Source organism: Streptococcus panodentis (assembly GCF_017884005.1).
Lineage (GTDB): Bacteria > Bacillota > Bacilli > Lactobacillales > Streptococcaceae > Streptococcus > Streptococcus panodentis.
Genome location: NZ_QFAY01000002.1, coordinates 123,097 through 147,776 on the forward strand (window position 1 = coordinate 123,097; position 24,680 = coordinate 147,776).

General features: G+C 52.3%; 24 protein-coding genes. 23 read left to right on the forward strand and 1 reads right to left on the reverse strand.

What is annotated here, in order from left to right:
• Positions 1-27: 27 nt before the first annotated feature.
• From DHL47_RS01590 to DHL47_RS01690, 21 genes are all read left to right on the forward strand, one after another.
• Positions 28-843 (forward strand): energy-coupling factor ABC transporter ATP-binding protein, encoded by an 816-nt coding sequence (locus tag DHL47_RS01590; RefSeq protein ID WP_128834387.1) that lies wholly within the window; start codon positions 28-30, stop codon positions 841-843.
• Complete coding sequence (locus DHL47_RS01595) at positions 828-2,327, forward strand: cobyric acid synthase (RefSeq protein ID WP_209550673.1); 1,500 nt, start codon at positions 828-830, stop codon at positions 2,325-2,327. Before DHL47_RS01590 ends, DHL47_RS01595 begins: the two co-directional genes overlap by 16 nt.
• Complete coding sequence (locus tag DHL47_RS01600; protein WP_209550674.1) at positions 2,324-2,899, forward strand: cob(I)yrinic acid a,c-diamide adenosyltransferase; 576 nt, start codon at positions 2,324-2,326, stop codon at positions 2,897-2,899. Before DHL47_RS01595 ends, DHL47_RS01600 begins: the two co-directional genes overlap by 4 nt.
• Positions 2,900-2,910: 11 nt before the next feature.
• A complete protein-coding gene (locus DHL47_RS01605; protein WP_209550675.1) occupies positions 2,911-3,342 on the forward strand; it encodes a precorrin-2 dehydrogenase/sirohydrochlorin ferrochelatase family protein in 432 nt (143 codons plus the stop codon).
• Between the two features lie 15 nt (positions 3,343-3,357).
• Positions 3,358-4,611 carry a glutamyl-tRNA reductase gene (gene hemA / locus DHL47_RS01610; RefSeq protein WP_209550676.1) on the forward strand — a complete coding sequence of 418 codons (1,254 nt, stop codon included), beginning with the start codon at positions 3,358-3,360 and terminating at the stop codon, positions 4,609-4,611.
• Positions 4,598-5,518: a hydroxymethylbilane synthase gene (gene hemC, locus DHL47_RS01615; RefSeq protein ID WP_209550677.1), complete on the forward strand. Its 921-nt coding sequence runs from the start codon at positions 4,598-4,600 to the stop codon at positions 5,516-5,518. Before hemA ends, hemC begins: the two co-directional genes overlap by 14 nt.
• On the forward strand, positions 5,503-6,228 hold the full coding sequence (locus DHL47_RS01620) for a uroporphyrinogen-III synthase (protein ID WP_209550678.1): 726 nt from the start codon (positions 5,503-5,505) through the stop codon (positions 6,226-6,228). Before hemC ends, DHL47_RS01620 begins: the two co-directional genes overlap by 16 nt.
• Complete coding sequence (hemB, locus tag DHL47_RS01625) at positions 6,215-7,186, forward strand: porphobilinogen synthase (RefSeq protein WP_209550679.1); 972 nt, start codon at positions 6,215-6,217, stop codon at positions 7,184-7,186. Before DHL47_RS01620 ends, hemB begins: the two co-directional genes overlap by 14 nt.
• A gap of 43 nt (positions 7,187-7,229) precedes the next feature.
• Positions 7,230-8,528 (forward strand): glutamate-1-semialdehyde 2,1-aminomutase, encoded by a 1,299-nt coding sequence (gene hemL, locus DHL47_RS01630; RefSeq protein ID WP_209550680.1) that lies wholly within the window; start codon positions 7,230-7,232, stop codon positions 8,526-8,528.
• Positions 8,521-9,105, forward strand: coding sequence for a bifunctional adenosylcobinamide kinase/adenosylcobinamide-phosphate guanylyltransferase (cobU, locus tag DHL47_RS01635; protein ID WP_209550681.1), 585 nt, complete (start codon positions 8,521-8,523; stop codon positions 9,103-9,105). The genes hemL and cobU overlap by 8 nt, the downstream gene beginning before the upstream one ends.
• Complete coding sequence (cobS, locus tag DHL47_RS01640; RefSeq protein WP_128834367.1) at positions 9,102-9,830, forward strand: adenosylcobinamide-GDP ribazoletransferase; 729 nt, start codon at positions 9,102-9,104, stop codon at positions 9,828-9,830. The genes cobU and cobS overlap by 4 nt, the downstream gene beginning before the upstream one ends.
• On the forward strand, positions 9,827-10,399 hold the full coding sequence (locus tag DHL47_RS01645; RefSeq protein ID WP_209550682.1) for a histidine phosphatase family protein: 573 nt from the start codon (positions 9,827-9,829) through the stop codon (positions 10,397-10,399). Before cobS ends, DHL47_RS01645 begins: the two co-directional genes overlap by 4 nt.
• A gap of 54 nt (positions 10,400-10,453) precedes the next feature.
• Positions 10,454-11,557 (forward strand): NADH-dependent flavin oxidoreductase, encoded by a 1,104-nt coding sequence (locus DHL47_RS01650; protein ID WP_128834362.1) that lies wholly within the window; start codon positions 10,454-10,456, stop codon positions 11,555-11,557.
• Positions 11,558-11,734: 177 nt separating this feature from the next.
• The gene (locus tag DHL47_RS01655) at positions 11,735-13,270 is read left to right on the forward strand and encodes an ABC transporter substrate-binding protein (RefSeq protein ID WP_209550683.1); all 1,536 of its coding nucleotides are present in this window, start codon (positions 11,735-11,737) and stop codon (positions 13,268-13,270) included.
• A gap of 3 nt (positions 13,271-13,273) precedes the next feature.
• Positions 13,274-14,056, forward strand: coding sequence for an ATP-binding cassette domain-containing protein (locus DHL47_RS01660; protein WP_209550684.1), 783 nt, complete (start codon positions 13,274-13,276; stop codon positions 14,054-14,056).
• Complete coding sequence (locus DHL47_RS01665; protein WP_128834354.1) at positions 14,053-14,823, forward strand: ABC transporter ATP-binding protein; 771 nt, start codon at positions 14,053-14,055, stop codon at positions 14,821-14,823. Before DHL47_RS01660 ends, DHL47_RS01665 begins: the two co-directional genes overlap by 4 nt.
• Positions 14,813-15,796, forward strand: coding sequence for a M14 family metallopeptidase (locus tag DHL47_RS01670; protein WP_128834352.1), 984 nt, complete (start codon positions 14,813-14,815; stop codon positions 15,794-15,796). Before DHL47_RS01665 ends, DHL47_RS01670 begins: the two co-directional genes overlap by 11 nt.
• A complete protein-coding gene (locus tag DHL47_RS01675) occupies positions 15,789-16,784 on the forward strand; it encodes an ABC transporter permease (protein ID WP_209550685.1) in 996 nt (331 codons plus the stop codon). The genes DHL47_RS01670 and DHL47_RS01675 overlap by 8 nt, the downstream gene beginning before the upstream one ends.
• Positions 16,777-17,586 (forward strand): ABC transporter permease, encoded by an 810-nt coding sequence (locus DHL47_RS01680; protein WP_209550686.1) that lies wholly within the window; start codon positions 16,777-16,779, stop codon positions 17,584-17,586. Before DHL47_RS01675 ends, DHL47_RS01680 begins: the two co-directional genes overlap by 8 nt.
• 56 nt (positions 17,587-17,642) lie before the next feature.
• Positions 17,643-18,353 (forward strand): ABC transporter ATP-binding protein, encoded by a 711-nt coding sequence (locus DHL47_RS01685; protein WP_209550687.1) that lies wholly within the window; start codon positions 17,643-17,645, stop codon positions 18,351-18,353.
• A gap of 325 nt (positions 18,354-18,678) precedes the next feature.
• Positions 18,679-19,254, forward strand: a complete 576-nt coding sequence (locus DHL47_RS01690) for a flavin reductase family protein (RefSeq protein WP_209550688.1) — start codon at positions 18,679-18,681, stop codon at positions 19,252-19,254.
• Between the two features lie 31 nt (positions 19,255-19,285).
• On the opposite strand, the gene queG is transcribed toward DHL47_RS01690, so the two are convergent.
• On the reverse strand, positions 19,286-20,428 hold the full coding sequence (gene queG, locus DHL47_RS01695) for a tRNA epoxyqueuosine(34) reductase QueG (RefSeq protein ID WP_209550689.1): 1,143 nt from the start codon (positions 20,426-20,428) through the stop codon (positions 19,286-19,288).
• A gap of 434 nt (positions 20,429-20,862) precedes the next feature.
• On the opposite strand from queG, the gene manA reads away from it, so the two are divergent.
• Both manA and DHL47_RS01705 read left to right on the forward strand, forming a co-directional pair.
• Positions 20,863-21,807 (forward strand): mannose-6-phosphate isomerase, class I, encoded by a 945-nt coding sequence (gene manA, locus DHL47_RS01700; protein ID WP_209550690.1) that lies wholly within the window; start codon positions 20,863-20,865, stop codon positions 21,805-21,807.
• Between the two features lie 432 nt (positions 21,808-22,239).
• The gene (locus DHL47_RS01705) at positions 22,240-24,618 is read left to right on the forward strand and encodes a carbohydrate-binding domain-containing protein (protein ID WP_209550691.1); all 2,379 of its coding nucleotides are present in this window, start codon (positions 22,240-22,242) and stop codon (positions 24,616-24,618) included.
• Positions 24,619-24,680 lie beyond the last annotated feature (62 nt).

The window sequence follows — 24,680 nt, forward strand, 5'->3', positions numbered from 1 at the left end:
TAATAGCAAGGTAGGTAGGAATCTCAGATGTTACAAATGAAAAATATTTCCTTTTCGTATGATGAAAGGCAAACCCTGCATGATATTTCCATGGACTTTGCAGAAGGGCAGATTACCGGCATTCTTGGGGCTAATGGCTCGGGCAAGTCCACCATCATGAAACTCATGACCTGCCTGCTCAAGCCGCAGGAAGGAAGCCTTCTCTATGACGGTCAGCCTGTCAGCTATTCTAAGAAGGCCTTGTATCAGTATCGGCAGCATGTCAATATGGTCTTTCAGAATCCAGAGCAGCAGCTCTTTTATACCATTGTGAAGGACGATATTGGCATGGCCTTGGAAAACTTAGGCTATGAAGAAGACCAAATTGCCAGCAGAGTATCAGCGGCTTTGGAGATGATGGACATCTCCCATCTGCAGGACAGGCCGCTGCAGTATCTGAGCTACGGCCAGAAAAAGCGGGTGGCCATCGCAGGGATGCTGGCCCTGCAGCCCAAGTATCTGCTGCTGGATGAGCCCACGGCAGGACTGGATCCCAAAGGACGGGATCAGATGGCCCAGACCATGAAAAAGCTGGTTCAGGCCGGAACCAACATCATCGTATCCAGCCATGACATGGATCTGATGTATGACTGCTGTGACTATGCCTATCTGCTGCAGAAGGGGAATTTGATTGCGCAGGGCAGCAAGTTTGAGCTCTTTCAGCAGGGAGAGCTCTTGGCGGAAGCGGGCGTGTCTGTGCCTTGGATCGTCAAGCTCCATCAGACTATCCAGACGCCGCTGGCAGAAAATGAAGCTGCCTTCTTTGAGCAGCTAGGAGGAAGTGTAAGATGGTCAAATCACTGATGATACAGGGAACGGCCTCAGATGCGGGGAAGAGCATCATTGCGGCAGGGCTCTGCCGGATTTTCAAGCAGGATGGCCTAGAAACAGTCCCTTTTAAGTCGCAGAATATGGCGCTGAATTCCTTTATCACCAAAAAAGGAGATGAAATGGGCCGGGCTCAGGTCGTGCAGGCAGAGGCAGCCGGCAAGGAGCCAGATGTCCGCATGAATCCCGTCCTGCTCAAGCCCACATCGGACCGCAAATCCCAGGTCGTCTTTCTAGGCCGGGTACTGCGGGATATGGATGCTGTCGAATACCATGACTACAAGCAGCAGCTCCTGCCCAAGATCAAGGAAGTCTATGAGGAGCTGGGGGCTGAGAATGATGTCATTGTCATCGAGGGTGCTGGCAGTCCCGCTGAAATCAATCTCAATGACCGAGACATTGTCAATATGGGCATGGCCAAACTGGTGGATGCTCCGGTGATTTTGGTGGCCGATATTGACAAGGGCGGAGTATTTGCTTCTATTTATGGAACGATTGAGCTTATGCCGCCTGAGGACCGCCAGCGAATCAAGGGGGTTATTATCAATAAATTCCGCGGCGACGTGGCTTTGCTCCAGTCCGGCATTGACATGATTGAGGAGCTGACTCGGGTGCCGGTCATCGGAGTAGTGCCCTATGCCCAGCTGGATATAGACAGCGAAGACAGTGTCGCACTGGTGCAGAAGAGCCGGCGCTTTGATACAAGAAAAAGTCTGGACATTGCTGTCATCAGCCTCAAACGCCTGTCTAATTTTACGGATTTTCACAGTTTGGAAATCCAGCCGGACGTCTCTGTCCGCTATGTCCAGCCGGGGGATGCCATCGGCCGGCCGGACCTCCTGATCTTGCCGGGCAGCAAGAATACCATCGAGGATATGGACTACCTGCGGGAGTCTGGGCTTGAAGCTGAGATCTTGGAGTGCCTGAAGCAAGGTGTGCGGATCTTTGGTATCTGCGGCGGCTATCAGCTGCTGGGACAGAAAATCAGCGATCCTCAGCACTTAGAGTCTGACCGGGAGGAGATTCGCGGCTTGGGCATTTTAGAGACCGAGACGGTGCTCCGGTCAGTCAAGCGGACGACTCAGGTCCGCGCCCTGCATGAGGGCCAGGAGCTGGAAGGCTATGAGATCCATATGGGAGAGACCCAGCTGGCCGGCCATCTTCAGCCCTTCTCTATCATCAAGGAGCAAAATGGTGAAGCGACCCAGCGTCCTGATGGAGCAGTGGCTTACGGCGGTCAGGTGCAGGGCACCTATCTCCATGGTGTCTTTGACAATCCGGACTGGACCAGACAGTTCTTAAATGAGCTTCGTCTGGCCAAGGGCTTAGAGGAACTGAGGGACGAGCCGATCAGCATCCAAGACTTTAAAGACAGAGAGTATGACAAGCTGGCTGACTTGCTGCGCCAGTCCTTGGACATGGAGCAGATCTATCAGATCATGAATCGAGAAGAAAAATGAGAATTTACACCAAATACGGAGACAAGGGCTTTACCCGCCTCTACGGCGGAGACCGAGTATCCAAGACCCATATTCGGGTCGAAGCCTATGGGACCATGGATGAGCTCTGCTCCCATCTGGGCTATGTCGTATCGGAGATGCGCGACTATCCAATCTTAGATGACCTGCGCTTGGAATGCGAGGAAATCCAGCAGCATCTCTTTGACTGCGGCAGCGACTTGGCCACACCGAGAGAGCTGCGCCCTTACAAGCAGGAGCCGGCCAATGTCAGCTGGCTGGAAGAGCGGATGGATGCTTATATGCACATCCCGCCCAAGATTGACCGCTTTATCATTCCGGGCGGGCATCGGATTGCGAGTCTTCTGCATGTGGCCCGCACCATGACCAGGCGCTTAGAGCGCCGGATGGTGGCTGTCATCGAGGCAGAAGAAGCCGTCAATGAGACAGGGCTGATCTATATCAACCGCCTGTCCGATTACTTTTTTGTGCTGGCTAGACTGGTCAATGATCGGCTGAAAGAGCCCGATACCATCTACAAGCGCAGCGCAAAGATCTTTCGGGACAAGAAATAGGAGAAGGCAGCATGTATCCAGTCATGATCAATATCAGAGAGAAGAAAGTCGTGGTAGTGGGAGGCGGCAAGGTCGCGGCCAGAAAAGTCAAGACCCTGCTGGCGGAGGCAGCGGCCGTGACAGTGGTCAGTCCGACTCTGCATGCTGACATTCCGCAGGCGGAGATCCAATGGCTAGCTAGACCCTACCAGACAGGCGATTTGGAAGGCGCAAAGCTAGTCTTTGCCTGTACAGATCAGGCGGAAGTCAACCGTCAGATTATGGAGGATGCGGCCCCCAGTCAGCTGGTAAACAATACGGGCGACAAGACCTTTTCTGACTTCTACAATGTAGCCATTGCTCGAAAGAAGGATGTCTCTGTCATGATCTCAACCAACGGTCTCTCGCCCAGCCGTTCTAAGGAGATTCGCAGGAAGATCGAAGCGATTTTAGATCAACTTTAACAGAAGGACAAAAACATGCACCTATTATATGTGGGCTTGACCCATCGGGAAACACCGCTGCCTATTTTGGAAAGAGCGCATTTTTCAGATCAGGAGGGACCCAAGGCCCTGAATCTGCTGAAAAGAGAAAAAAGTATCTTGGAAAATCTCATTCTGTCAACCTGCAATCGGACAGAGCTTTATCTGGTGGTGGATCAGCTGCATACTGGCCGTTACTATTCCAAGCATTTTTTGGCAGATTGGTTTCAGATTCCTGTCAAGGAGCTGGAAGACTATCTGGTCTTTCGTGAGGGGGATGAGGCCTTGCGGCATCTGCTGCGGGTCTCCATCGGCCTGGAGTCAAAGATTGTCGGGGAAAGTCAGGTCTTGGGCCAGCTCAAGCAGGCCTTCCTGGCAGCGCAAGATGCCGGTACGACAGGCATTGTGCTCAATCAAGCCTTTAAGCAGGCCCTGACCTTTGCCAAGCGCATGCACGATACCTACCGGATCAATGACCGGCCCATCTCCATCGGCCTGACAGCCCTCCAAGAGCTGGACCGGCTGGGTCTGGACTACAGTTCAAAAAAAGCTGCCGTTATCGGCTTGGGTGAGATTGGCCAGCTGGTGACCAAGTATGTCCTGCAGCGGCCTTTTGACTCTGTCATGCTGCTCAATCGGACGGTCAGCAAGGCTCAGCCCTTTCTGGAAGAGGAGCGGGTGTCTGCCCATGCCTGGGCGGAGCTGGAAGCGGTGCTGGCGGAGGCAGATGTGGTCTTCTCAGCCGTCAAAACAGAAGGCTATATTATCTACCCGGCCATGCTCAAGGCAGATGCGGTCGTATTTGACCTCTGCCTGCCTCGCTCCTGCCATCCGAGCGTGCCGCACAGACTCTATAATATTGAAAATCTGACCAATCAGCTGGAGCAGTATCAGGCCGAGCGGCAGGAGATTGCCGGTCAGATTGCGCTGGAGATTGAGGAGGAGCTGGTCAAGTTTGCGGACTGGCGCCAGCAGCTGGGGATTGTGCCCTTGATCCAAGAAATCAGGGACAAGGCTTTGGAAGCGCAAGCTACGGCTATGGAAAGCCTCAAGCGCAAGCTGCCGGATCTGACAGAGCGGGAGCAAAAGCAGATTTCCAAGCATATGAAGAGCATTATCAACCAAGTGCTGAAGGAGCCAATCCTGCAGCTCAAGGAGCGGTCGGTCGGAGAGCATTCGGAGTATGATATTGCTTTGATTGCCAAGATTTTCGGCCTGCATAGAGAAAGGGGAAACGATGAAGGTCATTAAGGTAGGAACGCGCAAGAGTAAGCTGGCCATGACCCAGACCCAGCAGATCGTCAGCCAGCTGAAGGCCCTCTATCCCGAGCGGAATTTTGAGCTCGTGCCCTATACCACAAAGGGAGACCGCCTGACCCATGTCAGCCTGCAGGAAATTGGCGGCAAGGGGGTCTTTGTCAAGGAAATCGAGCGGGCTTTGCTGGCTGGGGAGATTGATATGGCGGTCCACAGTCTCAAGGATATGCCGGCTAAACTGGCAGCCGGCTGCGTGCTCGGTGCTATCAGCCGGAGAGAGGATGTGCGGGATTGCTTGATTTTCCGTCAGGCTGACCAGACGCTGGCTGACCTGCCTGCGGGGGCGATAGTCGGGACCAGCAGCATCCGCCGTCAGGTGCAGCTGCAGGCTCAGAGACCGGATCTGGTCTTCCAGCCGCTCAGGGGCAACATTGATACCCGTATCAAGAAGCTGGAAGAAGGCGCATACGACGCGATTGTCTTAGCTATGGCAGGCCTGAAACGCTTGGGCTGGCTGGACCAAAGCCATCTTCCCATTCAGCCTTTAGAGACCCGTCTTTGCCTGCCAGCTATTTCCCAAGGAGCTTTGGCGGTGGAATGCCGGGCAGAGGATGAGGAGCTGCGGAGCCTGCTGGCAGCTGTTGAGGATGAGAAGACAGCTGCTGAAGTGGCAGTTGAGCGGGCTGTTTTGGCTCAGATGAATGCAGACTGCAGCTTCCCTATCGCTGCTTTGGCCCAGAAAAAAGGTCAGGACTTCCAGCTAGAGGCTATGCTGGCTAAGGAGGACGGCCAATGTATCTTTGTCAGTCTTCAGGGGCAGGATGGTCAGCAATTAGCAGAGCAGGCTGTGCGCCAGTTAGCCGATAAGGGGGCAGTAGGAATGCCATGGTTAAAAAACTAATCTTTACCAGAGAGCAGGCGCCAGACTCTGCCTGGCTAGAAAAGATCAAACAGGCCGGGTTTGAGACGTACCATGTCCCTCTCATTCGCTGCCAGACGCTGGCCCTGCCAGAAAGCATCAAAGCGGTGCTGCCGGCAGCTGACTGGGTCTTTTTTACCAGCGCTGTAGCAGTAGAAGCTTTCAGTCCCTATCTGAGAGCCGACTGCCAAATTGCGACAATTGGGCCTCGGACCAGTCGGGCATTGGACGAGCTGGACCGAGCCTGTGATTTTCAGGCCAGCAGCCACTATGGTGCGGACTTTGTCCAGGAATGGCTGGCCTTGGCCCTGCCGGCTCAGAAGATTTTGCTGCCTCAGAGCAGCTTATCCAATCCCAGTCTGGCTGAGGCATTAAAGGAAGCGGGCCATGAGGTCTGGGCTTGGCCTATGTACCAAACGACCTCAAATCTCACAGGCCAGAAACAGCTGGAGAACTATCTGTCCCAAGAGGATGTGATATGGACCTTTGCCAGTCCGTCGGCTTGGCAGAGTTTTTGTGCCCTTAAGCCCCAGCTGCCATCCAGCCATCAGATTGCAGTGATTGGTCAGACAACGGCTCAGGCAGTCAAGGAGTCGGGCTATAGGGTCGACTGCCAGCCCCAGCGTCCTTCTGTTGAAGAGATGGTCAAGGAAATAATCAAGAAAGAAGAGGACAAGCATGGAATTTTATAGACATCGCAGGCTGAGGAGAAGCAGCGTTCTGCGGCAGCTGGTCAGGGAAACCCAGCTGTCTGTGGATGATTTTATCCAGCCCTTATTTATCAAGGAAGGGTTGGCTGAAAAGCAGGAGGTGGCCTCCATGCCGGGAGTTTATCAGTTCTCCCTTGGGGATCTGCTGCCAGAAGTGCAGGAATGTGCAGACTTGGGCATTCGGGCTTTTATCGTCTTTGGCATCCCGTCAGAAAAGGATGAGACAGGCAGTCAGGCCTCCGCTGAGAAGGGCATTGTGCAGGAAGCCATCCGCCTAATCAAGCAGCATTTTCCGGATACGGTCGTCATTGCAGACACTTGTCTCTGTGAGTTTACCAGTCATGGCCACTGCGGTATTTTGCGAGGAGAGGAAGTGGACAATGATCTGTCTCTGACCAGACTGACAGAGGTTGCGGTCAGTCAGGCTCGAGCAGGTGCGGATATCATTGCGCCTTCCAATGCCATGGATGGTTTTGTTGCAGCTATCCGTCAGGGACTGGATGCGGCCGGATTTGAAGCTATTCCGATTATGTCCTATGCCATCAAGTTTGCCTCGAGCTTTTACGGGCCGTTCCGTGATGCTGGTGAGAGTGCGCCGGCCTTTGGCGACCGCAAGACCTATCAGATGGATCCGGCCAATCGCTTGGAGGCTCTGAGAGAGGCCAAGAGCGATGAGGAGCAGGGAGCAGACTTTCTCATGGTCAAGCCGGCTTTGGCCTTTCTGGATATTCTCAGAGAGCTGCGTCAGGAGACTAAGCTGCCGCTGGTGACCTATAATGTCAGTGGGGAATATGCCATGATTAAAGCAGCAGCGCAGCAGGGCTGGATCAATGAAAAAGCCATTGTCATGGAAGTGTTGACTGCTATGAAGCGGGCTGGAGCAGATTTGATTATCAGCTACTTTGCCAAGGATGCAGCCGGCTATCTGAGAGAAGGATAGAGGCGGCAGAGAATCGACAGTTTTCTACAGAAGGAGGACGAACTTGAAGAGAGAACATTCCAACCAATATTTTAAAGAGGCTCAGAAGCTCTTTCCCGGTGGGGTCAACAGTCCTGTTCGGGCTTTTAAAGCCGTGGGCGGCCACCCCCTCTTTATCGAAAAAGCCAGCGGAGCCTATCTCTACGATGTGGATGGCAACCGCTATATTGACTATGTCCTGTCTTGGGGGCCGATGATTTTGGGGCATGCGCCAAAGGCTATTTTGCCGGCTGTCGAGGAAGCCATTTGGGAAGGGACCAGCTTTGGTGCTCCTAGTCCCAGAGAGATTGCTCTCGGTCAGCTGGTACAGGAGCGTCTGCCTTTCATGGAAAGAATGCGGATGGTCAATTCAGGAACGGAGGCGACCATGAGCGCCATACGGGTGGCACGCGGAGTGACCAAGCGCTCCAAAATTGTCAAATTTATCGGCTGCTATCATGGCCACAGCGATTCCTTTTTGGTTCAGGCTGGTTCAGGCCTGGCCAGCTTTGGGATTGCCGATTCGGCCGGAGTCATTGCTCAGGTAGCTGGGGAGACCTTGGCTTTGCCTTACAATGACACAGAGGCTTTCAGGGCTTGCTTTGAAAAGCATGGCGATGATATTGCCTGTGTCATTTTAGAAGCCGTCGCGGGCAATATGGGCTTGATTCCTGCGGATGCAGACTTTATCAGCAGCATTCGCTCCCTCACTCGGGAACATGGGGCTCTCTTCATCGTGGATGAGGTCATGAGTGGCTTTCGTGCGCATTATCAGGGGGCTGTCGGCCTCTACCAGACAGAGCCGGATCTGGTCTGTCTGGGCAAGGTTATCGGCGGCGGCTTTCCTGTTGCAGCCTTTGGCGGCAGGGCCGTTTATATGGATCAGGTGGCGCCGCTTGGCGATATTTATCAGGCCGGTACCCTGTCGGGCAATCCAGTTGCTATGACGGCCGGTTATGAAACGCTGAAAAAGCTGACAGCTGAGCTCTTTGCCCAGATTGAAGAAAAAACAGACTATCTCTGTGATGGCTTACGAAATCTGGCAGGCAAATACAGCATCAGTCTGCAAGTTGTGTCCAAGGGGACCATGTTTGGCTTCTTCTTCAGCCAGAAGCCAGTTCGCAACTTTGCGGATGCTAAGGCTGCTGACCATGCTCAGTTTGCACGACTGCACGGTCTCTTGCTGGAACAGGGCATTTATCTGGCTCCGTCTCAGTATGAAACCAACTTTATGTCCAGTGCCCATACTCAGGCAGACCTAGACCAGACCTTGGCAGCCTTTGAGCAAGCATTTCAAAAAATGAAAGAAGAAGCAAATGGCTAAGATTGTGTTAGTGACAGGCGGTGCCAGAAGCGGCAAGTCAGCATTTGCGGAGGAGAGGCTGGAGGCCCGAGAGCAGGTCTGCTACATTGCGACCGGCCTGCCCCGAGGAGAAGATCCAGAATGGCAGGAGCGGATTCGGCTGCACCAAGAGCGGCGGCCCGCTTCCTGGACGACTCAGGAGCAGTATGCTGGGTTGGCGGACTGGCTGCGAGAGCAGGCCCATCCAGTTTATCTGCTGGACTGTGCTACTCTTCTGACCAGCAATCGCCTCTTTGATTTGATTGCCCAGCATTTTCCAGACAAGCTGGAGCTGACCGAAGAGCACTTTCTCAGCCGGCAGGAGCAGTCTTTTCTGCTGCAATTGCTGGAAGAGGAGTGGCGGGAGCTCTTATCTGCTGTCCGTCAGACAGATGCCGAGTGCTGGATTGTCACGGATGAGGTCGGTCTGGGCATTGTGCCAGATACCAGACTAGGCCGCTTCTTCCGCGATGTACAGGGCCGAATCAACCAACTGATTGCAAAGGAGGCGAGTGAGGTTTATCTGGTTATCTGCGGCCTCGCTCAGCGGTTAAAATGATAAAGGCTTTGATTATCTACACCCAATTTTTCAGCCGGATTGTCATTCCAAAGGCAGTGGATATGTCCTATCTGCGCCGCGGTCTGCCTTTTCTGACCCTCTTTGGCCTCTTGCTGGGGCTCATCTCAGGCGCCTTTTACTACCTAGCCAGTCTGGTCTTGCCGGGAATGGTCGCTTGGGTCCTGACCCTTGCTTTTGATGTCCTGCTGACAGGCGGCTTTCATCTGGATGCTCTGGCAGATACAGCGGACGGTCTCTTTTCCTCACGCAAGAAGGAGCGGATGCTGGAGATTATGAAGGACAGCCGGATTGGCAGCAATGGCGTGCTGGCCCTCATTCTCTACTATGCGCTGATGCTGGTCCTCTATCCCTATCTGCCGGAGCCCCGCTGGTTTATCGTGGCCAGTCTGACCATGGTGGGCAAGGCCGGTCTCAGCCTGCAGCTCTACCGGATGGTCTATGCCAGAGAAGGCGGCGGATCGGGAGATTTCTTCCGCGGCAGCAAGACCCATCACATCCTGCTGGCTCAGCTTCTTCCCTTGGCCCTGTCCCTGCTGGTCTTTGGCTGGAAAGGTCTCTTGGCTTACAGCTTGGTCCTTCTGGGAGCAATCGGCTATCGCCGTTTTGTTTATGATAAAATTGACGGCCATACAGGCGATACGCTGGGAGCCTCTGTCGAAATCGCCCAGCTCCTCTATCTCTTAGGATTGGCGGTGCTGGGATGAAAAGATGGTATCTGATGCGGCACGGTCAGACGGACTACAACCGCAGGCGCTGTTTCTACGGCAGCCAAGACGTTTCTATCAATGAGCAGGGTCAAGCAGAGGCTAAGCAGCTGCGCCTTCTGATGCAGGAGCGAGCAGTCGAGGCCGTCTACACCAGCCGGCTTAAGCGGACTCAGGAAACAGCCCGGCTGGCTTTTCCGAGCCGGCACCTTCAGCCGATAGCTGACTTTGATGAACGGGACTTTGGACAATGGGAAGGCCTGACAGCTGATGAGATTGAAGTGGCTTTTCCAGAAGTTTGGCAGGCTTGGCTGGAAGCCCCCTTTGAGGTCACGCCTCCTGAGGCAGAAGTTTTCTCAGACTTTCAGACCAGAGTCTGGGCAGCAACGGACCGCTTGCTGGATAATGCTGAGGAGTCCATCGCGCTAGTGGCTCATTTGGGAGTGCTTCGCTTGATTTACCAGCATTTGGTTGACCGAGAGGCTGTTTTTTGGAACATTGATGTCCCCCAAGGACGAGTGCTGCTATTAGAAGAGCAGGACCAGACCTGGCAGGCAACCCTGCTCTAAGGGTTCTTATTTAAGAACAGACAACATGATTTATCTTGGAAAAGAGGTGACCAGATGACTACACAGATTCAGGATCCATTTGCTTTTAAAAATGGCCAGACCATGCGCAATCGCGTTGTTTTGGCGCCCATGACTATTTGTGCCAGTGAGCCCGGTGGCTATGTGTCTCAGGCTGATATTGACTTTTTTGCCCGCCGGTCGAGGTCGGTTGGCATGGTTATCACGGGCAGCGCCTATGTTCATCCTCTGGGCAAGGCCTTTGCGGAGAGCTTTAGTGCAGCGGAAGACGATAAGATAGAGGGGCTTAGCCGGCTGGCCAAGGCCATCAAAGACCAAGGGGCTCTGGCTATTGTGCAGCTTTATCATGGCGGCCGTATGGTTCTGCCGGACTTGATTGACGGTCAGCCAGCAGCGCCAAGTGCCGTCAAGGCTCCGCGCGACTATCTGGCAGAGCCGAGGGCGCTCAAAAACGCTGAGGTGGAGCAGGTGATAGGGGACTTTCTGTCAGCTATCAGACGGGCGATGGAGGCTGGCTTTGACGGAGTCGAGCTCCACGGAGCCAATACCTACCTCATCCAGCAGTTTGTCTCTCCCCATTCAAATATCCGTCAGGACAAATGGGGCGGCAGTCTCAATAACCGCCTGCGTTTCCCAAAGACCTTGCTGAAAAGAGCCAAGCAGCTGGTCAAAGAAGAGGCTGACCGCCCCTTCCTGATCGGCTACCGCTTTTCTCCGGAGGAGATTGAAGAACCGGGTATCCAGCTTTATGATACCCTGCAGTTGTTGGAGCAGCTCATCTATCATCAGGTAGATTACCTGCATATTTCGACCTCTGATATTTGGCGCCCGTCTATCAGAGATTCTCAGGACTCGGAGCCGGTGATTCAGAAAATTATCAGAAAAATCAATGATAGAGTGCCCCTGATTGCTGTCGGTCAGATTGAGACCAAGCAGGATGCCCAGCGTGTTTTGGATGCGGGGATTCCGCTCTTTGCCCTCGGAAAGGCCCTGCTCTTAGACCCAGACTGGACGGAAAAAGTTGTCTCCGGCCGGGAGGCGGCAGTCATCCGAGCTTATCGCGATGAGCTGCAGGCTGACTTGGCCCTGCCAGCGGCCTTTGTCGAAGATGCTCGAAGCTATCTGGAAGGAAAAGACTAAGACAGGCAAATTCCCAAGGAGGAAAGAGAATGAGCAATCGCTTGTTTTTCGCTCCTTTGCTCTCCCATCTGCAGGACATTGAACCACCCTAGACAGAGAGCAAAGCGTATCTAGATTTGACTAGGACAGACCGTCTTCAAGCAGTTTGCAAAAATAGAAAAGGAATTTGAATCGTTTATGAAATATTTTACAAAAATAATGGTTGCAGCCTTGGCAGGCTTAGCCCTAGCCTCCTGTGTAAACCCGAGCAAAACCAGCGAGTCTGCGGGAGATAGTGACAGCAAGACTGTGACCATCGGCTATACCCAGTTTCCAGCAAATGTCGATCCGGCAGCGGAATACAACGGCTGGTTCACGGTTCGTTACGGAGTGGGAGAAACCCTCTTTAAGATGGACGACAAACTCGAAGTAAAACCTTGGCTGGCTGAGAAAATCGAAGCTGTCTCAGACCTAGAGTGGAAAATCACGCTCAAGGATAAGGTAACCTTCCAAAATGGCGAAAAGATGACCGGTGAAAAGGTCAAAGCCTCTCTGGATCGCTTGGTGAAGACAAGTGAGCGGGCAGCATCAGATATGGGGATTGACAGCATTTCTGCAGATGGCCAGACTGTGACTATCAAGACCAAGGCTGTGCAGCCAATCATGGCCAATCTTCTGGCAGAACCGTACTCAGCTATTGTGGATACGACGGGCAAGAGCGCATCTGAAAAAGCTCCTGTCGGAACAGGACCTTACATGGTGACCAAGTACACTCCTGAGAGCGGGGCAGAGCTCAAGGCTTATGATGACTACTGGGATGGCAAGCCTAAAGTCAGCAATCTGAAGATTAAATATTTCTCTGATCCAACAGCTATTTCTGCAGCCCTGCAGTCCAAGGAAGTGGATGCCGTCTATGGTCTGCCTTATGCAAATCTAGCTACCTACGCTTCTGATAAGAACTACAAAATTTCTGAGGTAGAAGGCTCTCGCTACCTAGCTTACTACTATAACTTTGACAATCCTTATGTAGCAGATGACAAATTCCGTCAGGCGTTAGATACCTTGGTAGACAAGAAGACCTATTCAGAATCCCTCTTTAAGGGAGCTGCTGTGCCAGCTGTTGGACCGTTCCCTACAGGCTTTGCCTTTGCCCTGCAAAAGAGCGTTCATGAGTTCAATGTTGACAAGGCTAAGAAACTCTTGGACGAAGCGGGCTATAAGGATACCGACGGCGATGGCTACCGTGAAAAAGACGGCCAAAAAGTCAGCATTGAGCTGCTGTCCTTTACCCGTCTGCCTGAAATGCCGCTGGCTGTAGAAGCCACTCAGCAGCAGCTCAAGGAAGTCGGAATCGAAGCGACCATTAAGAAAGTTGAAGTCAGCGCCGTTGCCAGTGAAAAAGACTATGCCTTCACACCTTACGCTGTGGTAGCAGCTCCTATCGGTGATCCCTATGCCTTCTTTAACAGTGCTGTCAAAACAAACGGTACAGCCAATATCGGTCACTACAGCAATCCGGAAGCAGACAAGAAAATTGAAGAGCTGGCAACTGAAACTGATCCGGCTAAGCGCAATCAGCTCAGCAAGGAAATCCAGGAAATCATGGACAAGGACTACGGCTTTACCATTATCGGCTTCTACAAGGTAGCTCTGGTTATGGACAAGTCCGTCTCTGGTCTGGAATCCCATCCGACAGACTACTATCACGTCAGCAACAAACTATCAAAGGAATAAAATATGCTGGAAATGAAAAATCTGCTGGTGCAGTCAGCAGATAAAGTCATTCTTGATCGGGTTTCCCTCTCTCTTGCAGAAGGGGAGGCCCTTTCGATTGTAGGTGAGAGCGGCAGCGGCAAGTCCACCCTGCTCAAGCTGCTGCTGGGTCTCCCTCTCAGGGGGCTGACAGTGACGGAGGGCAGTATTGTCTTTGAAGGGCAGGAACTGCAGCCCCAAAACCATCGCATTTATCTGCCTTTTGTTGGCCGAGAAGTGGCCTGGATTAGCCAACATGCCAGTCTCAGTTTTAACAACCGCCGCAAGATTAAAAAGCATTATCAGGACTTGGTGAAAAACCAGGGTCAGCAAGCTGTAAATCTCCGTCCCTTGGAAGAATGTCTGGAGATGGTGGGACTGCTGCCTGAAAAAATCGTCAATAAGTATCCTATGGAGCTCAGCGGCGGTATGATGCAGCTGGTTGGCGTGGCGCTGGCTCTAGCGAGCAGACCCAAGCTGCTGCTGGCTGATGAGCCGACCAGCGCACTGGATGTCCTGTCGAAAAGGAAGCTGCTTGGTCTCTTAAGCAGGCTTCATCAGGAGGAAAAAATGGCCATTCTATTTGTCACCCACGATATCAGCGTAGCCGAGCATCTGGCTCAGAGAGTAGCAGTCATGAAGGAAGGACGGATTGTCGAAAGCGGACCAGCCCATCAAGTCCTCCACCATCCTGAGCAAGCCTATACCCAGAAACTGCTGAGGGCTGTGCCCAAACTGGCAGAGTTTAGAGAAGGAGGGCAGCGATGAATCAAGTCTTAATCGGCCGGCAGCTGACTTACGAGTACGGTCAGATTGGCGATCGGAAGGTCGGCGTCTTTGACATAAATGTTAGCTTGGAAAAGGGACGGGCACTGGGGCTGGTTGGAGAGTCCGGCTCTGGAAAGAGTACCATTGCCAAGCTTATCTGCCGCTTTTTAAAGCCAGATCAAGGCCAGCTGACCTTGCTGGGCAAGTCCGTCTCTGACTACAAGGACAGAGACTACTATGCCCGCGTCCAGTATATCGCCCAGCAGCCCCAGTCGACCTTTCATCCCAAGCGCAGCATTGAGCAGAGCCTAGAAGAGGTCTGCCGTAACTTCTCTCTCTATCAGCAGCCGTCGGATAGAAAGCAGGCCATCCATGACTTGCTGACCTCGGTCGGTCTGACATCTGAGCTTGCCCAGCGGCTGCCGCATCAGCTGAGCGGCGGAGAATGCCAGCGGGCGGCCATTGCCCGTGCCCTGTTGATCCATCCCGATGTGCTTATCTGCGATGAAATCACCAGTGCCTTGGATGTGACCGTTCAGTACGAGGTCATGCAGCTGCTGGCAAATATCAAGGAGCATTCCCAGACCGCCTTTCTCTTCATTTCACATGACATTGCTCTGGTCAGCAATTTTGCAGAAGACTTGATCGTCCTTAAGGACGGAATCGTCCAGGAGCAAGGCAGCATGCAAGAGGTCGTCTCTGCTGCCAAGAGTGACTATACCAAGCTCCTGCTGAGTCAGTACAGGGAGGAGAAAGATGAGCATTAAGCAGCAACTAGCCTCTCTGCCTCCCTGCAGCAGCTATCAGGGCAGTCTGCCTATCAGGGATGAGCTGGCAATCCAGTATACTCTGCTCAAAGGACAGGCCTCCCAGCCCTTGCTGACCATCAGTGCGGCAGTTCACGGCTGCGAGTATGTCGGGGTCAAGGCGCTGATGGACTTGGCGCATGAGTGGGACTTTGGCTATCAGGGCTCTGTCCTCCTCCTGCATGCGGTCAATGTCAGCGGCTTCTGGGCCCGGGAGACGACGCTTGTGCCTGAGGACGGTCTCAATCTGAACCGGATTTTTCAGAATCAAGAGCCGGTTTCCAGTCTCAGCTATCAGATCAAGGCTGTGATAGAGAGTCAGATCTTTCCTGTCAGTGATTTCCTGATTGACCTGCACAGCGGCAATCGGGAAGAACTGCTGACACCGCATGGGTACTACTCGCTTCTGGCGGATCCGGAAGTGGTTGAAAAGTCCTATCAGATGCTGCAGGCTTCTGGGACGCCGATTATCTATCAGTCTCAGGATCGTGGCAATCTTTATCATGCCGCCTCAGTGGACTATGGCCTGCCCAGTATCCTGCTGGAGCAGGGAGAAAACGGCACCTGCCTGCCAGAGGATGTTCTGGCTATGAAAGAGTCGGTTAAGCAAGTCGCCCGCTATCTTTTTGAAGGTGTCCTGCCTTATTATAAGCAGACTCCGTTGCTCTTTGATACCAGCTATTATCTGACCTGCCAGAGGTCGGGCTGCTGGATGTGCTTTGTCCGGCCCAATCAAACAGTCCAGGCTGGTCAGGTCATTGGCGAAATCTGTGATATTTACGGCAATATTTTAGAAAAGGTGACAGCCAAGCAAGACGGCCTGGTCCTCTACCAGAAAGCGACCTTGGTCGTCCGCCAGGGCGAAGTGCTGCTGGCTGTAGCCAGCAAGAAGCCTGAAAGCTACCAGACATCTGAAAGGGAGGCGTATGATTAAATTCTTTATTAAAACTATTCTGCAATTCATCCTCATCCTGCTCTGCGTCAGTTTTCTCTCCTTTTTGCTGGTTTATCTGGCACCGGGAGATCCGGCTGAGAGCATTCTCAATGCTCAGGGCATTCCTTATACCAAGGAATTGCTGGAGATCAAGCGGATGGAAATGGGCCTGAATGGCAGTTTTATGGAGCAGTATTTGGCCTGGCTGAGCAGGATTGTCCATGGTGACTTTGGAGTGACCTATAATTCCGGGGCTTCGGTCTGGGAACAGCTGGTTTTCTATTTTCCCAATACAGTCTATCTGGCTTTTTATACCTTGCTGGCGACTCTGGGAATTTCCCTGCCGACGGCTCTCTATACAGCCTATCATTCCGGTCGGCCGGTCGACCGTTTTCTGATGGCTGCTTTGGCTTTCCTGAATGCTATTCCCAGCTTTGTGATGGGGATTATCCTCATTCTGATCTTTTCCGTTCAGCTGCACTGGTTTCCCATTCAGGCGACGGCCAATGAGCTGGGCCTGGTCCTGCCAGTCCTGACACTGGCTATAATCATGTCCACTCGTTATATTCCGCAGCTGAGAACGGCTTTGATAGAAGTGCTGCATTCGCCAGAAGTCGAAGGTGCGCGGGGCCGGGGGATTCGAGAGGGCCATATCCTGCTGCATGATGTGGTTTATAATGTCCTGCCCTTTCTTCTGACTCTAGTCAGTCTCTCTCTGGGGTCGCTCCTAGGCGGGGTGGCTATTATCGAGCACCTTTTTTCCTGGCCGGGCATCGGTAAGATGCTGATCGGAGTAGTTGCCAAACGGGATTATCCCCTCATTCAGGGGGCGGTTCTCTTTATCACAGCGGGAGTCCTGACGGTCAATCTAGTCTTTCAGCTGCTCATGGTTTGGCTCAATCCTCGAGTCCGTCTGGCTCAGGAAAATCCCAAACTGCTGCCGCGCATGAAAAAACTAAAAGCAAGCAAGGAGGGCACGTATGGATAAGAAAATCAATCGAAAACTCTTGCTCTTGGGCGCTTTCATCGTTCTGGCCTTGGCCCTATCGTCCTTGGCTCCCCATCTCTTGGGGGACAGTCTGACCAAGGTCAATCTGGGTCAAGCCTTGCAAGGACCGAGCAGCAGTGAGTGGTTCGGAACAGACGCGCTGGGACGGTCTGTCTTTGCGCGTGCAGTCAGCGGGGGTGCAGAGACGGTCTTGCCAGCCCTTATGATTTTGGTGCTGATTGCGGCGGTGGGGTCTTTTGTCGGAGTGACCAGTGCCTTCATCGGCGGGAAATTCGACCAGTTTATCTTGCTGCTTATCACGGTTTTCCAGTCTTTTCCATCTATCATTCTGGTTATTGCCATCGTCGGTATATTGGGCATCGGTCTCCAGCAGACCCTTATCGCTATCTGCCTGACAGCCTGGACCAAGTATGCTTATCTGATGCGCTCTATGACCCTGCAGCTGAAAAATGAACCCTATATCCAGTCCTCAAAAATGTATGGCAATCATTTTTGGACAAGCCTGAAAAACTATTATTTCCCCAGTCTTTTTCCTCAGATTCTGACGACCATGAGCTTTGACATCAGCACCATTATCATGGAAATCGCTGGCCTCAGCTTTGTCGGACTGGGAGCTCAGGCGCCGTCGCCGGAGTGGGGGGCCATGATCAATGACGGCCGGATTTACATTCAGGAAGCCCCTTGGATTGTGGTCTTCCCTTGCATCTTACTGATTTTGACCATTCTCCTCTTTACCAAGTTCGGAGACGCTCTGAACAGCAAGTACAATCGCATGAGCTGATGATCAGACCCAAGATCTTCTCTTAGGAAATCCATACGAACGGTTGGTGAAACACGATGCTGGAATGTAGACATGTTTTTAAAAAATTCGATGGAAAAGCGGTTATTAAAGACTGTAACTTTGCCGTCCAGAAAGGGGACATAATCGGCTTGATGGGCGAGAGCGGCAGTGGTAAGAGCACACTGGCTAAATTGCTGCTCGGTCTGGAAAAGCCTAGTCAAGGTCAGGTCTTACTGGATGGCCAGCCCTACTCAGTCAAAAAGTCTGGGGTGAGAATCCTGCTGGTTTTTCAGGACGCGCTTCATTCGGTCAATCCCCGCTTCACAGTGGAGCAGGTTTTGACAGAAGCCCTGCCCAAAAATATCGCGAGTGAAGAGATAGAAGCTATTCTGGAAGATGTCGGCTTAGATAAAAGTTACCTGAATCGGCCGGCACGCCAGCTTAGCGGCGGCCAGCTGCAGCGAGTCTGTATCGCTCGAGCGCTGCTCTTAAAGCCGGCTATTCTTATTTTTGATGAAGCTCTGAGCGGCCTGGATCCCATTGTTCAAGGCAAGCTCTTAAGCCTCCTATATGGTTTGCGGGAGAAATACCAGCTGACTTATCTTTTCATCTCTCATGATTTCAAGCTGAGCTATGCTATCTGCCATCGCATTTTGGTCATGGCAAACGGAGAAATCGTTGATGAGATTAGGGATTTTGAACGACCTCTCCAGGCCCACCACCCCGCGACAAAAATGTTGATAGGCGATAAGGGAAATTTCGGCTGACGAGTATCCTGACTAGCTATTCTATTTTTTTAAATTACCGTCATTTAGTTGATCTTTTATTACTTTGTCAGCTCGCCTTGCTCCAACAGTCCAGAAGGACTGTTGGAGATTGGAGATAAAACAAACGTAGTTTGTGTCAAAACAGCCCGAACCTAGAAACAAGATAGTGAGATAGAAAGGTTGTGGATAAGGAGACTGAAGGACTTTTATACAGTATCTTCCAAATGATAGTTCCCTCTGCGGGTGAGAGCGCAGCCATCATGGGAGTCTGTCCCACTCTCACTGCTAAAAGCAAACTAAAAAACTATAAAATAAAGGAGTATATATGAAACGTACTTTTGAAACGCGTAAACTCTACTTTGGCTTTCCAGTCTTCTTTTTAGGCTACAAGGACGATGTGCACGGCTACAACATTTCGACCTCCAGCTCGGTCTATTCCCTCGGCAGCATGCTGGTCATGGCTATGCGCACCAAGGGAAATGCTATCACAGAAATCAGCAAGCATCGGCAGTTTACTGTTAATGTCCCAGAGAAGGACTTGACCAAGGAGTCTGAAATCGCCGGCTTCAACAGCCGCAAGGACAAGTTTGCCCTGACTGGCCTCAGCTACACCGTCGGCGAGACCGTGGATGCTCCGCTGGTGGACCAATGCCCCGTATCTATCGAGTGTCAGGTGCTGGACATGGTCGAATGCGGTGCCCTGACCAATGTCATCGCCCGCGTTACGCGGCGCGTGGTAGATGAGACTTTGATTGATGAGCACGATGCTTTCAGAAGCGACCGCTTTTCTCCTATCAGCTATATGGGAGACGGAGACGGCCGGCTCTATCGCTATTTCAGCGATGAAGCCGTCAAGATGGGCTCCATCATCAAACAAATCCGTGAACAAGAAGAAAAATAAAGAAACCGCTGAGGTCTTGCAACTCAGCGGTTTAGTTTTCTATCAGTATTTGTTCCTGCAGTCCAAACTTTTCTAAAAAGCGGCTCTGCTCTTCTTGGATTTGCGGAGTTGGGTTTTTCACGCTCAGGACCAGCTCTATCATGTCTGGATTGGGTTCGCGGACCAGTTCTCCCAAGGCCCAGATGGCAGTTGCCACATGGATTTGATTGGGCGATTGGTCGATGATTTGCAGGATTTTGGGAATAGCAGAGCGGTCGTGGGCATTGGCCAAAGCGATAATGGCATTGCGCTGCAGGATGTTTTTGCCGCGCCAGCTGCCGGCCACATGACCGAATTTTTCCTTGAACTGGCCGTTAGAAAGCTCCAGAAAAGGAATCAGCTCGGGCTGGGCCAGCTCGGGATCAATCTCGGTTGCCAGCGGATTGTCCAGACCCTTGTTGTAAGGGCAGCAGATTTGGCAGATGTCGCAGCCATAGATGACGGTTTTGATTTTCTTGCGAAATTCCAAATCCATCATGCCCTTATCTTGAGTCTGAAAGGATAGGCAGCGCCGGGCATTCATGGTTCCGTCGCCGATTAAGCAGGAGGTTGGACAGGCAGCGACACAGCGGTTGCAGTCGCCGCAGCCATAGTCCACCGGCTGATCCGGCTCGATATCCAGATTGGTAATCAGCTCCCCCAAAAACATATAGGAGCCAAATTCCTTGGAGATGACCAGACCATTCTTGCCGATAAAGCCAATCCCGGCCCGCTGGGCGACTGCTGTATCGACCAGGGCGCCCGTGTCCACCATACCCTTGTATTCAAAGTCGGCTGTCAGCTCCTCAATCCCCTGTGCCAGCCGGTCCAGCTTGTCCTGCAGGACATAGTGGTAGTCCAGCCCCCAGCTGTTAGGGGTGAATTTTCCCCGTTTGTAGGCTGTTTTCTGGGGCTGCTGCTTGAGCTTGTGGGGATAGGCCACTGCGATAGAGATGATGGTCTTGGCTGAAGCCAGACTCAGCTTGGGCTTGATCCGCTCTTCGATGTTTTTATGCTCAAAACCAGAATTTCGCCCCTCTTCCACAGCTAGGCGCAGCGATTTTTCCAAATAATCAAAATCGTCTGCTGTTGTGAAGCCAATCTTGGAGATTCCGATTTCTTTTGCTAAACGGATAATTTCTTCTTTGATATTCATTGCTTTTATTATAGCGGAAATCTGATTATTTTGCGAGATAGAACGAATCGGTCAGGATGATCTGACAAGGAACTGCTGGCTGCTTGCTTTCCTTTGTGTTTCATAGCAACTATACTATAATAAATTGCCGTTTTTTTTTTTTTTTAAATCGAAGGCGCCGTCTGACCGATTTTTTATACGGTATCTTCCAAAAAAATTGATTCCTCTGGGGATGAGGGCGCAGCTATCATGGGAGTTCTGTCCCACCGCTTTTATTAAAGGACGGCCGCAGTTTCTTGACATTCTCAGTCTTACGCTTCTAAATCTTCTTAGAACAATATCTGGATTTACCAGAAGAAAAAATCCTAAATTTACTGTAAATTTTAGTATAGAAAGGAGCCGTCATTAAGCTCCTTTTTTGGTATAATAAAGGCAGGAATATTTGGAGGTGAACAATGGCAGAACCACTCTTTTTACAATCCGTTATGCAGGAAAAAATCTGGGGCGGGACCAGGCTGCGCGATGAATTTGGCTATGAGATTCCCAGCGACAAAGTTGGGGAATACTGGGCCATCTCAGCGCATCCAAACGGTGTCTCCACTATTAAGAACGGACGTTTCGCCGGTCTGGGTCTGGATAGGCTCTATGCCGACCATCGTGAACTGTTTGGGAACAGCAGCTTACCAGTCTTTCCGCTCTTGACAAAAATTCTTGATGCCAACGACTGGCTCAGTGTGCAGGTTCATCCGGATGATGCATACGGTCTCAAGCATGAAGGCGAGCTAGGCAAGACAGAGTGCTGGTATGTGATTGCGGCTGAGCCGGGAGCAGAGATTATCTATGGGCACAATGCCTCGTCAAAAGAAGAACTGCGCCGGCAAATTGAAGCCCAAAACTGGGACCAGCTGCTGACAAAAGTGAAGGTCAAAGCTGGAGACTTTTTCTATGTACCCAGCGGCACCATGCATGCGATTGGCTCAGGAATTTTAATACTGGAAACCCAGCAGTCCAGCGATACCACCTATCGGGTCTATGATTTCGACCGGAAGGATGAAGAAGGCAGCCTGCGGGAACTGCATTTGGACAAATCAATTGATGTCCTGAATATTGGAAAGCCAGCTAACAGCCGGCCAGTGAGTCTGCAAGTGGATGACTTGCGCTCCACTTTGCTGGTTGCCAATGATTTCTTTGCCGTTTATAAATGGGAACTGACAGGTCAGGCCGTTTTTGAGAAGACAGCAGATTACCTGCTGGTCAGCATTCTGGCAGGTCAGGGCGCTCTTGAGCTGGACGGGGAAAGCTATCCGCTGGCCAAGGGGGACCACTTTATTCTGCCCAGCGATGCAGCGGCATGGAAGCTGCAGGGGCAGGGGTTGGAAATCATTGCCAGCCACCCTTAGCAGCTGGAAAAGAATTGACAGGAGGCTGGGACAAGAGTGTCCCAGCCTCCTTACTGCATTTTGGCAAAAAACGCTTGCCCGGCAGATGGCTGTGGATGCTGTTTCCTTTTTTAGCCCCTGCCCAGAAAATGAAAAGCAGGGAAAGTATCAGCCTATCATCTTGAAATAAGAAAGTGATAGGCTGCGAGCTTTTGAGGGGCTCGTTGCCCTATCATCCTGTATTTTAAGCGATAGGCTGAAACTGTCCCCCGGACAGATTCACTGCTAAAAGACTATATAAAGATAAACGAAATGACGATACAGTCTAGAAATCCAAAAACGAGGCAGGGAAGGCTGCAGTATGTTATTTAAGTTTTCTGCAAGCTATTTTTAAGTTTTGTAAAGGAAAAGTGAGTTTTAATATCAGTATATTCATGAAAGGAATAGACAGATATGAAAAAACTATTTTTCTCTAAAAATCAAGATCAGAAACGCTATGGACTTAAAAAATCATCAAAATGGAAAACCGCAGGTTCGGTGCTGCTTGCAACCATTGCTATGGGCGCCGCAGTTTTAGCAGGCGGCAGCACTGTGTCGGCAGATGAGACCGGCAGCGATACAGCAGTGGCTGCGGCGGCCGACAGCAGTGCGACTGACAGCACATCGGCAGACGGTGCAGAGACAGCTGCAGCTGCACTCCAAGAGTCAGAGACTGCAAGTACAGAAACGGCGGCAGCGCTTGGGACTTCTGCAGAAGCTGCAGCTGCGGCCGACAGCTCCCAAGTAAGCTCGGCTGACACAGAGTCTGCCAATAGCGGCAGCGAGGAAACCGGAACTGCCAGCGATGCTTCGTCAACGGCTGCAGCTTCCAGCACGGCAGCGGACAGCACTGCCAGCAGCAGTAGCAGTGAAGGAACGATTAGCTTTGACGGTTCGACCGTGACTAGCACAGCCAGCGGAGTGGTGATTGACGGCAGCACCATTACGATTACCTCTGCCGGCACCTATACCCTGACCGGCAACGGCAGCAGCTATACGATTACAGTGGATGCCAGCGTGACGGAACCTGTCACGCTCAATCTGGACGCCCTGACCTTGACGGACTCGGCCATTAGCTCAGCTTCCAGCGCAGATTTGACCATCAATGTGCTGTCTGACAGCTCGGTCAGCTCGACTGCTGATACTGCAGTTGAGGCGGCCGGAGCCCTGACAATCACCAGCTCGACTGGCAGCAGTCTGACCCTGAGCAGCAGTGAAAAGCATGCAGTTTCTGCCGACAGTGTGACGATCAGCAATGTCACTCTTGATCTGACTTCAGAGGCTAAAGACGGTATCAATGCCGGCAAGAGTGTGACGGTTGATAAGGCGACGGTCACCATTGCTGCTGGCGACGATGGCATTCAGGCTGAGGATGAGACAGATGTCAACAGCGGTGACGTGACAATTAAGGACTCGGCAGTCAGTATTACAGCCTCGGACAAGGGAATTACGGCTGCAGATGAGGTCGCTGTCAGCGGCAGCTCAACGGTTCATATTACAGCCGGCGACGAGGGGATTGAAGGCCGCTATATCAATCTGACTGGCGGCGACATCACGGTCAATGCTGGAGATGACGGCCTTAATGCGACTGATTGGACGACCAAGACCAGCGCTGATACCAGTCAGCTGACCAATGCGACTGCGGACAATGATATTGCGATTAACATTGACGGAGCCAATGTCATAATCGTTGCCGGCGGTGACGGGATTGACAGTAACGGCAATGTGACCGTTAAAAGCGGCAGCCTTTATGTGACCCAGACCAGTGCTGATAATGCGGCCATTGACTATGACGGTACCGGCATCATTTCCGGCGGAACGGTTTGGGCCATTGGAAATCAGGGGATGGCGCAGGCGTTCACTACTGGGTCTAGCCAATCCTATATTATAGCCAATGTCAGCGGCAATGCCGGCGATACGATTACGGTGACGGACAGCAGCAGCAATGTGATTGCCACAACTGTCGCAGCTGCTTCCTTCGGCAATGTTGTCTTCAGTACAGAAGCCTTGGCTGAAGGAGAAAGCTATACCATTACAACTTCCAGCGGCAGCACAGCTACAGCAACCGCTACAGATGAAGGGACAACTAACGGTTTTGGCATGGGCGGACCGATGGGCGATATGAGTGGTTTTGGGGGCTTTCCGGGGCTGACCAATGCGGATGGCAGCCAGCCGACACCGCCGGATTGGGATGGCAGCGGTACCCCTCCGACCCCTCCGGCCGGAATGACCGGCTTTGACCCGACCGGCAGCGGCAGTACCAGCAGCCCAGCAGGGTCAACTCTTTCGACAGAAGTCCAGCCAGCGGCAGCAAGCGCTGCAGTGACTGACCCGGATGACACAGCAGCGGCTGATGGGGAACACTCAGCTGCCGGCTTGGCGGATTCAGCAGATTTGCCTCAGCAGGATGCCGCAGCACAAAGCGCAGTTCTGTCGGCCAGTGCTGCTCTGCCAAGCATAGAAGCAGAAGCTGCTGAGGGGCAGGCTTCTGCCAGCAGCCAGACGGACTCAGTCGGGGCGGACCGCCGCTCTGCAGCAAAAGGCAGTTCTGATCCTGCCAGAATTCAAAGGCTGGATGTTGGCAGCAGCAATACCCGCCAATCTGCCAGCAGGCAGTCCGCTCAGGCAGCCGCTGCCTCAGGTCAAACAGGGACCAGCCGCAAGAGTTCCGGCATCGCCAGCAGTCTGCCCAATACAGGTGAGAAGGCACAGCTTGGCCTGGCGGGCTTGGGAGGAGCCGTCCTCCTCTCCGGGGCCGGTTTCCTTCTGAAAAAGAAGAAAAAAGAGAAGTGATGTTCAGAGACTGCTGGAAAAGTCTAATGATGAACAGGTGACGAAGAAATGGATGATGATAG